Origin of the sequence: Pseudoalteromonas sp. TAE79, from assembly GCF_000498015.1 — a bacterium.
Taxonomy (GTDB): domain Bacteria; phylum Pseudomonadota; class Gammaproteobacteria; order Enterobacterales; family Alteromonadaceae; genus Pseudoalteromonas.
Genome location: NZ_AUTL01000029.1, coordinates 1 through 8744 on the forward strand (window position 1 = coordinate 1; position 8744 = coordinate 8744).

8 protein-coding genes are annotated in these 8744 nt (G+C 39.1%); 2 read left to right on the forward strand and 6 right to left on the reverse strand.

Annotated elements, in window-relative coordinates:
* A partial coding sequence (locus L655_RS0100815; protein WP_024603767.1) for a phytase occupies positions 1-1576 on the forward strand: 1576 nt, incomplete at its 5' end.
* 158 nt (positions 1577-1734) lie between these two features.
* Positions 1735-2400: a hypothetical protein gene (locus tag L655_RS0100820; protein ID WP_024603768.1), complete on the forward strand. Its 666-nt coding sequence runs from the start codon at positions 1735-1737 to the stop codon at positions 2398-2400.
* A gap of 101 nt (positions 2401-2501) precedes the next feature.
* Here the strand turns inward: L655_RS0100820 and cyoE are convergent, their stop codons facing one another.
* The 6 genes from cyoE to L655_RS0100850 all read right to left on the reverse strand — a co-directional run bounded on the left by cyoE (position 2502) and on the right by L655_RS0100850 (position 8063).
* The gene (gene cyoE, locus L655_RS0100825; RefSeq protein ID WP_002958102.1) at positions 2502-3386 is read right to left on the reverse strand and encodes a heme o synthase; all 885 of its coding nucleotides are present in this window, start codon (positions 3384-3386) and stop codon (positions 2502-2504) included.
* Positions 3387-3395: 9 nt separating this feature from the next.
* Positions 3396-3752 (reverse strand): cytochrome o ubiquinol oxidase subunit IV, encoded by a 357-nt coding sequence (cyoD, locus tag L655_RS0100830; protein ID WP_024603769.1) that lies wholly within the window; start codon positions 3750-3752, stop codon positions 3396-3398.
* On the reverse strand, positions 3752-4378 hold the full coding sequence (cyoC, locus tag L655_RS0100835; RefSeq protein WP_024603770.1) for a cytochrome o ubiquinol oxidase subunit III: 627 nt from the start codon (positions 4376-4378) through the stop codon (positions 3752-3754). Before cyoC ends, cyoD begins: the two co-directional genes overlap by 1 nt.
* Positions 4375-6363, reverse strand: coding sequence for a cytochrome o ubiquinol oxidase subunit I (gene cyoB, locus L655_RS0100840; RefSeq protein WP_024596558.1), 1989 nt, complete (start codon positions 6361-6363; stop codon positions 4375-4377). The genes cyoC and cyoB overlap by 4 nt, the downstream gene beginning before the upstream one ends.
* Positions 6364-6365: 2 nt before the next feature.
* On the reverse strand, positions 6366-7325 hold the full coding sequence (cyoA, locus tag L655_RS0100845) for a ubiquinol oxidase subunit II (RefSeq protein ID WP_024603771.1): 960 nt from the start codon (positions 7323-7325) through the stop codon (positions 6366-6368).
* 318 nt (positions 7326-7643) lie between these two features.
* The gene (locus L655_RS0100850; protein WP_024603772.1) at positions 7644-8063 is read right to left on the reverse strand and encodes a hypothetical protein; all 420 of its coding nucleotides are present in this window, start codon (positions 8061-8063) and stop codon (positions 7644-7646) included.
* Positions 8064-8744 lie beyond the last annotated feature (681 nt).

Sequence of the window (8744 nt, forward strand, 5' to 3'; positions counted from 1 at the left end):
ACTAACCCGCATTAACCCACCACAAGCACAACCCGATACGGTGTGTTTATTTGCTAATAAAGCGAGTGAATCAATATCGGCATTTGTACCTGATGTACGCGGGCTAATTACCGAAACTATTATTTTTGATACAGCGAATAATAAAGCGGTTAACGTAAATGAACGTGAATTTTCTGGCGTTAGTGAGGCGTCGGGTTGTGCTGTAAGTACAACAACAAATACCTTATATGTAAGTGAAAGCGAAGTAGGCATTTGGGCAATAAACGCGAACGCGGAATCGCAAGCAGATAAAAAACCGATTGCTTTAGTCGCCCCCTTTGGAAAGTTACACAGTGAACTAGGAGCTATTTCAGCTTCGCAAGATGGTATTATCTGGTTTACTAGTACCAAAAACAATACTGTGTATGCTTATGATCCAATTAGTAAAATGCTTAATAACTGGATGTTAAATGGTGACTTGAGCTTGGAATCGGTAGCGGTAAATTACACAAGTAACAACGCGGCAACGGCAGTGCTGTATAACGACGAAACAGGCGCTTATATTAAAAGTACATTACCTGTAACACCTATCAAAAAACCATTAAAAACCAACACTCAATCAATCACTCAAATAAAGGCAAGTGCACAAACGGCCCCCGTTCAAGCATTTGGTGATGCAGCAGACGATCCGGCAATTTGGGTTAACCCTAAAGATGCAGCAAACAGCTTAATTTTAGGCACCGATAAACGCCGTGGACTAATGGTATACAGCCTAAATGGCAAGCTTGAACAGTCACTTGAAGTTGGTCGTTTAAATAACGTAGACCTGCGACAAAATAGCACGATTAAAAACAGTACCAATACATTAATAACTGCTAGTAACCGAACGCTTAACGGTATTAGTCTATTTACAGTACAAGCTAATAATAGTGTGAAGTACATTGCTGATATTCCTACCAATCTTGATGAAATTTATGGCTTATGTATGTACTCGTCAAATACGGGGAACTATGTATTTGTAAATGATAAATCGGGGCTGTATCAGCAATATAAAATCAGTGAGGATAACGAAAAAATAACAGGCAAACTTGTTCGCGAGTTTAACCTACCAAGCCAACCAGAAGGCTGTAGTGCAGATGATGAACTGGGACAATTATTTGTAGGCGAAGAAGATGCCGGTATTTGGTTTATAGGTGCAGAGCCAACGGCAGGCAGTACACCGGTTATGCTGCAAGGTATAAATGAGCAACTTGTTGATGATGTTGAAGGTATGGAAATTTACCACAGCGACAAAACACGTTATTTAGTTGTTTCCAGCCAAGGTGATAACAGCTACGTACTGTATAAAATAAATAATGATACTGCGGGCATTAAAACACCTAGCTTAGAGTTTACGGGTAAGTTTAATGTAATAAGTGATTTGGTTAATGGTATTGATGGCTCATCAGAAACCGACGGGTTAACAGTAACATCTAAGTCCCTACCGGGTTATCCTGAAGGTATTTTAGTTGTACAAGATGGTTATAATCGTATGCCACAGCAACCTCAAAACTTTAAAATAATAGATTGGCGAGAAGTAAAAAAAGCAATTAAATAGTGCTTATTTTAATGTCGCTTTAAGATTACCTGAAATTGTATAAAAGGCTCATTTGAGCCTTTTATACAATGCTTGGCATTTAAGTATTAAGTGTAATTAACTCAATGTAATATATATTTTATACTACAATTTAAGCTCATAAATTAATTGAGATTATAATGCGCCTACTACTTACTTTATTACTAGTTACTTTAAGTGGCTTTGCCGCAGCTGAAGAAGAAAAAGTAGAACTTCCACCGGTAGACCCTGCTTACAATGCTGAGCATCCTATGGCTTTGGTTAATCAAGGCTCATCTATAATTGCGATTAACTTACCTAGTTATAATTCTCCAGATGATGTGCAAGTTGTTTATAAAATAGGAAACCCCGATGTCGCACTCTTAAACTTTGTTAGAAATGCTGAACTAATCACGGTTAAGCCACAAGCGTTTAATATTCAACATTTAATGCGTGGTGAAGAAATTACGATTATTACCGACATTTACGAGGGTGATTATCAACAAGGTGGTAGTTTAATTTACTCAAAAAAAGAGCTTGAACTGAGTAAGCAACTGTATGCCAGAGATCTAAAAGATTTAAGTGAATCATCGCAATGGCAAGACTACGACATGATTAATCTGGGCGGGAGTAAGCGTATTTATATTCATAAAATTCAACAAGCGCCGAGCTATAACCATCTTATTTTTGTTGATTTAGTTAATGCATGTATGCAAAAGCTTCGTACCTCAAAACGTGTCCCAGCTGAAAATGAGCTTACCTATAAATTTATTAACTGCGGCACCCTTAAACCACTTTATTACAATGCTGATGATTTTAGAAAGTAAAAGGGCGAGAGTACTGATGTTCAATTATTTTAATATTTAGGCATAAAAAAAGGCCCTTTCGAGCCTTTGGATTAACTTTGGAATAGTTAAAAATTTTTAAATTAGGTAAGCGTTAATAGCTGTGGAGCAACACTATGATAATCAACAGCCATAGCAATACTTAACGCTGTAATATTAATAATTGAAAATGCGAACACTTTACGTGCCCAGCTACTCATATCAATATTACGACGATAACCACGTAGCGCCATTAGCAACCACCAAAAGCTGGTAATACAAGCAACAGCCATAAAAGCAGCACCTGTGTAGCCAGTAATTGGCAGTAACATCACAACTAGGGCATATACAGCAATGTAAAGTACGATATGGCGTTTTGCTTTGTCGATACCTTGCGCTACTGGTAATACAGGAATACCTGCAGCTTGATAATCTTTAAAGCGAAAAATAGCAATAGCGTAAGAGTGCGGCATTTGCCACAAGCTAAACATAACTAGCAGTATTAATGCGCCCATATCGAACTGCCCTGTTACGGCGCAGTAACCTACTACTGGCGGTACAGCGCCAGAAAGGCTGCCTACAAAAGTGCCATATACTGAGTTGCGTTTCATGTAGAGGCTATAAACCCCTACATAAATTACGTAGCCAAAGGCTGCAAAAAATACCGCGGCTTGAGTGGTGTAGGCGATAAGTAAACCAAAGCCCACAACACCCAATAAAATACCGTGACTAAGTGCAGCAAAGGCCGACATTTCGCCCGTTACTGTAACCCGCGTACGAGTACGCGCCATGGCCACATCTATGTCTCTATCTATAACATTATTGATAGCGCAACCTGATGCAACCACTAGCGACAAACCAATTAATGTGGCAATCATTAACCATGGGTCTATATCACCGCGCGAAGCAAGTAAAAACCCGCCCGCTACGCTGATCAAATTGCCCATAATAATACCCGGCTTTGTCACTGATAAATAACGACGAAACATCTTCAACTCCTAGTACATCATCATTGCGTTAGATTCATAAATGATCCAAACAGATAACCCAACAACCATTACGATGATCAGAGCACTGAATAGGAATGTGAAAGTACTTGCACGGCCATCTTCGGTGGTAAAATTAAGGTGTAAAAAGTATTTTAAATGCACCCAAATTTGTACGATTGCTAAAGTAACAATGCTCCAAAGCGTTGTTGCTTTTGAAAAGTCACCTTCCATTACCATGTAAAACGGTATAGCAGTTAAAATTACCGATAGCACAAAGCCAATTAAGTAAGTTTTAACACTGCCATGAGATTCATCATGATGATCACTTTGCGTTTGCTTTAACGCATGCGTTTCGCTGTGGCTCATTACATTGCTCCCATTAAATAAACAACGGTAAATACACAAATCCAAACAATGTCTAAGAAGTGCCAAAATAGGCTTAAGCAGCTTAAACGCGTTACGGTTGCTTTACCTAAGCCGCGTTTAGCAACTTCAATCATCATTATGGTCATCCAAATTAGACCCGCTGTTACATGTAAACCATGTAAGCCAACTAATGAGAAAAACGATGTTAAAAAGGCACTTTGTTGTGGACCATTGCCATGCACAATTAGGTGATGAAATTCGTATACTTCCATACTAATAAACACAGCACCTAAACAAAACGTAACAAATAACCAAGTCAGTGTTAGTGCCTTTTTTTGCCCTTGAGCGGCAATCATGGCAAAACCAAAAGTAATACTACTAATCAGTAGTGCTGCAGTTTCTACTGCTACAAAGTCGAGTTCAAAAATATCTTTACCCGATACGCCACCGGCTGTGTTCATAAATAACACAGCGTAAGTGGCAAAAAACGAGGCAAACAGTAGGCAATCGGTCATTAGGTATAACCAAAAACCAAATACGGTATCACCCGAAGTATCGTGGTGATCATGCGCGTGGGCATGATCATCGTGTGATACAGAGTCTAAATTTGCAGAAAGTGTACTCACGCTTTTAACTCCTTAACGCCACTTGAATTATATGCAGCTTCAATGCGTGCAATTTCATCAGGTTGTATATAGTAATCTACATCGCTGGTGTAACAACGTTTGATAAAAATGGCAATTCCGCCTACTAGCCCAACAACAGCTAACCACCAAATATGCCAAATCATTGCAAAACAAAATACTGTTAAACTTGCTGCCATTAACACGCCAGCTGATGTGTTTTTAGGCATATGAATAGGGCTGTAGTTTGCTTTATCTTGATATGCTTGACCTTTTTCTTTCATATCGGTCCATGCATCAATATCATCAATATGTGGAATTGTTGCAAAGTTATAAATTTGCGGAGGTGAACTTGTAGCCCACTCAAGTGTGTGGCCGTTCCACGGATCGCCTGTTGTATCGTCAAGCGCTTCACGGTCTCTAAAGCTCACATATAATTGAATTACTTGGCTGATAATACCAAACATAATAATCACAGCACCGCCTGCGGCAATGTATAACCACATGTTCCAATCTGGGTTGTTAGTGTGGTTTAAGCGACGTGTCATACCTAAGAAACCAAGTACGTACAGCGGCATAAATGCTACGAAGAAACCAATAATCCAACACCAAAATGATGCTTTGCCCCATTTTTCATTAAGTTTAAAGCCCATTGCTTTAGGGAACCAAAATACAAAACCGGCCAGGTAACCAAACACAGCACCACCAATAATTGTGTTATGGAAATGTGCAATTAAGAATAAGCTGTTATGCAGTACATAATCGGCGCCAGGAATGGCAAGTAATACACCGGTCATACCGCCTACGGTAAAGGTAACCATAAAGCCAAGAGTCCAAAGTACCGGTACACTAATACGTAAACGACCTCGGTAAATAGTAAATAACCAGTTAAACAACTTAACCCCAGTTGGTACGGCAATAACCATGGTCATTACCCCAAAGAACGCGTTAACGTTAGCACTTGAGCCCATAGTAAAGAAGTGATGTAACCAAACAATAAAGCCTAAAATTGAGATTGCACCGCTGGCATAAACCATCGATTTGTAACCAAACAAACGTTTACCGGCAAAGGTCGAAATAATTTCAGAAAAAATACCAAACGCTGGTAATACTAATATGTATACCTCAGGATGACCCCATGCCCAAAACAGGTTGATGTACATCATGGCGTTACCGCCCAATTCATTGGTAAAGAAGTGGAAGTCGAGATAACGGTCAAGTGTTAGCATTGCAAGTACAGCAGTTAAAATTGGGAATGATGCTGCAATTAAGATGTTTGCCCATGTACATGCCCATGTGAAAATTGGCATTTTCATTAGGGTCATACCTGGTGCACGCATTTTAAACACGGTTGCTAAAAAGTTTACGGCTGTTAGCAGTGTACCGAGCCCGGATATTTGCAGGGCCCAAATATAATAATCGACCCCCACCCCAGGGCTAAAGGTCAGCTCCGAAAGCGGCGGATATGCCACCCAACCTGTTTTTGCAAACTCACCAAACACAAGTGATAAGTTAATTAAAATTGCACCACTGGCTGTAAACCAAAAACTTAAATTATTTAAAAATGGAAAAGCAACATCGCGAGCACCAATTTGAAGTGGCAATACGATGTTCATTAGACCAATCATAAATGGCATTGCCATAAATATGATCATGATTACGCCGTGGGCAGTAAATATTTGGTCGTAGTGTTCTGGTGGTAAATAACCTGGCGCACCACTGGTAGCAAGTGCCAACTGTGCACGCATCATTATTGCATCAGAAAAACCACGAAACAGCATTATTAGTGCTAAAAGAATATACATTACGCCTAAGCGTTTGTGATCAACAGACGTGATCCAGTCGCGCCAAAGCACGCCCCATTTTTTATACTTTGTAATAAGCCCGGCAATAATAAGCCCAGCTATCGCAATAACCGACATCGTGAACACAAGAATTGGCTCATGAAACGGAATTGCGTCGAGTGAAAGATTACCTAATAACGACATTATTATTCCTCGCCTTGGCTGTGAGATGAAGGCATTGAGTGCTCACTCATTTCATGATGCTTTTTACTCATTTGCCCATGTTCGCCCATTGCATGGTGTTTTTTGTTCATATCGCCATGCGCCTGCATATACTTCATAACAATGGTATGAAATAAGCCGTCATCAACTTTTCCGTAATAGGCTACAGGGTTATTTTCACTTGCTTTTGCAAGCTCAACATAATTTGCATGAGTCAGGTTGTTAGCGCTTGAATTCGCTTTCACATCACTCACCCACTTATCAAAACCAGCTTGGGTAGGTGTAGCAATGGCATTAAATTTCATGCCAGTAAAACCTGCGCCGCTGTAATTTGCAGAAAAGCCTTTAAACGTACCTGGCTCATTTGCAATTAAGTGAAGCTTGGTTTCCATCCCAGCCATTGAGTATATTTGACTACCCAATTGCGGAATAAAAAAGGAGTTCATTGTGCTCTCTGAAGTGATTTTATATTCAACAGGTACATTTGCTGGGAACACTAATTCATTAACCGTAGCAATACCTTGCTCAGGATATATAAACAGCCACTTCCAGTTTAATGAAACCACTTCAACAGTAAGATGCTTACCTTTACCTTCAATTGGTTTGTAAGGGTCTAGCTCTTGGGTAGACTGCCAGGTAATAACACCTAAAATGATTACAATAACAATAGGAACAGCCCAAACAACGGCTTCAATTTTATTTGAATGAGCCCATTTTGGAGCATAAATTTCTTGGTTTTGAGTGTCTCTATATTTCCAAGCGAAATACAAAGTCATCACAATAACGGGAACGACTACAAGCAACATAAGCACAGTTGCGATGATGATTAAATTTTTCTCATCAATGCCTATCTGCCCTTTTGGATCGAGTATCCCGCCTTTACAGCCTGACAACGCCAGCACTGTACTAGCTAAAGCAATATTACAAAGGTTACGAATTAACAAGGGAGTATCCTACAAACCTAGAGTTTCAATTTGCTGCTTAAAATAAAAACCAAAGCAACGATTTTTCAATAAAAACCCAAGTTAACTAGAATTAAATTATAAAAATAAGGGGGCTATTCAAAACCTAAAGCTCATGCCATTAATGACCTAGCAACAAACCCAGCTTTCTAAACGCATTTATATAACGTAATAAAAGTTAACTTGGGTGAGTGGTGGTTGGCTGAAATGTGTTTAAAAAACACGGAGCTACTTTGTTTTAGCTAACCTTAATTATTTACAGCAAGAACAAATAATTAAAACCAGCAACAAGATGCAGCGTTACAGGCAACCTGTAAAGCTAGGTGGAGCACGACAACCGTGTGAAGAGATCACAGGCTGAAGAACTTTAGCCTCGCTAAAAGCAAAGGCTGCTTTACGGAGGATTATGCCAGCACGACGCGCTGGACAAATATGGAACAATAACCAACAAAGGCCAATAAGTAACTGACTTGATATGATCGGATGAGCTAAAAATTGCGCAAGATTAAGTAACAGTGGCTCTACAATAAACCCATCACTTAATAGCGCTTCAAGCTTGAAGGCATCCTCTAATGCACCGCTTAGCAACATTACAGTATTAAACACTAATAAAGTTATAGCTACACACACGCCCTTGCCTGCTTTATTCAAGCGTTCACACGTCTGCGGCTCGCCAGAGGCAAGTTCCGTAGTTGTATGATACAAAGAAAGTGTGTTCAAAGACATTAACCTACTAAAATGACTATAACAAAATTAGAGTAATACAGTTCGCAATGGAAAAATTTAAAAAACATTGCTGTTGTAAGCCCTAAAACCAGATGCTAAATACAATCAAATCCAGCTAGCACATATTTACCTAGCGAAAATTGATCCGTATCAACCAAACTTTCAAAACTTACTGAAAGTTCGAACTTGAGTATAACAAAGAGAATTTTCTGTTCAACTAAAAATCAATTAATTTGAGTTAAGCTTTCGAAGCTATTTTGTTAATAAAAAATAACACGATAAAAAACATTCGGTTAGTTCAAATAAAAAACGATTTAAAGAGAAGTATTTAATAGGATTATAGGTTTTTAGGAGGGGGTAATAATTGTGTCGCACAAATAAAAACAGCCCAAATTCAGTCACCACCGAACTTGAGCCGCCTTTCACACTGACAACATCTTCACACACAATATAAAGATTCTTGGTTTACATTACGTGGCATTGTAGGGAAATAAAACAACTCAAATGCAGTCACCACCGAACTTGAGTTGCCTTTCACACTGACAACATCTTCACACACAATATAAAGATTCTTGGTTTACATTACGTGGCGATTGTAGGGAAATAAAAACAACTCAAATGCAGTCACCACCGAACTTGAGTTGCCTTTCACACTGACAACATCTTCACACACAA

What these genes read in the sequence shown, in the direction of transcription:
- L655_RS0100820 (WP_024603768.1), top strand. Translation starts at nt 1,735, where the DNA reads ATGCGCCTACTACTTACTTTATTACTAGTTACTTTAAGTGGCTTTGCC.
- cyoE (WP_002958102.1), bottom strand. Translation starts at nt 3,386, where the DNA reads ATGTTTCGTCGTTATTTATCAGTGACAAAGCCGGGTATTATTATGGGC.
- cyoD (WP_024603769.1), bottom strand. Translation starts at nt 3,752, where the DNA reads ATGAGCCACAGCGAAACGCATGCGTTAAAGCAAACGCAAAGTGATCAT.
- cyoB (WP_024596558.1), bottom strand. Translation starts at nt 6,363, where the DNA reads ATGTCGTTATTAGGTAATCTTTCACTCGACGCAATTCCGTTTCATGAG.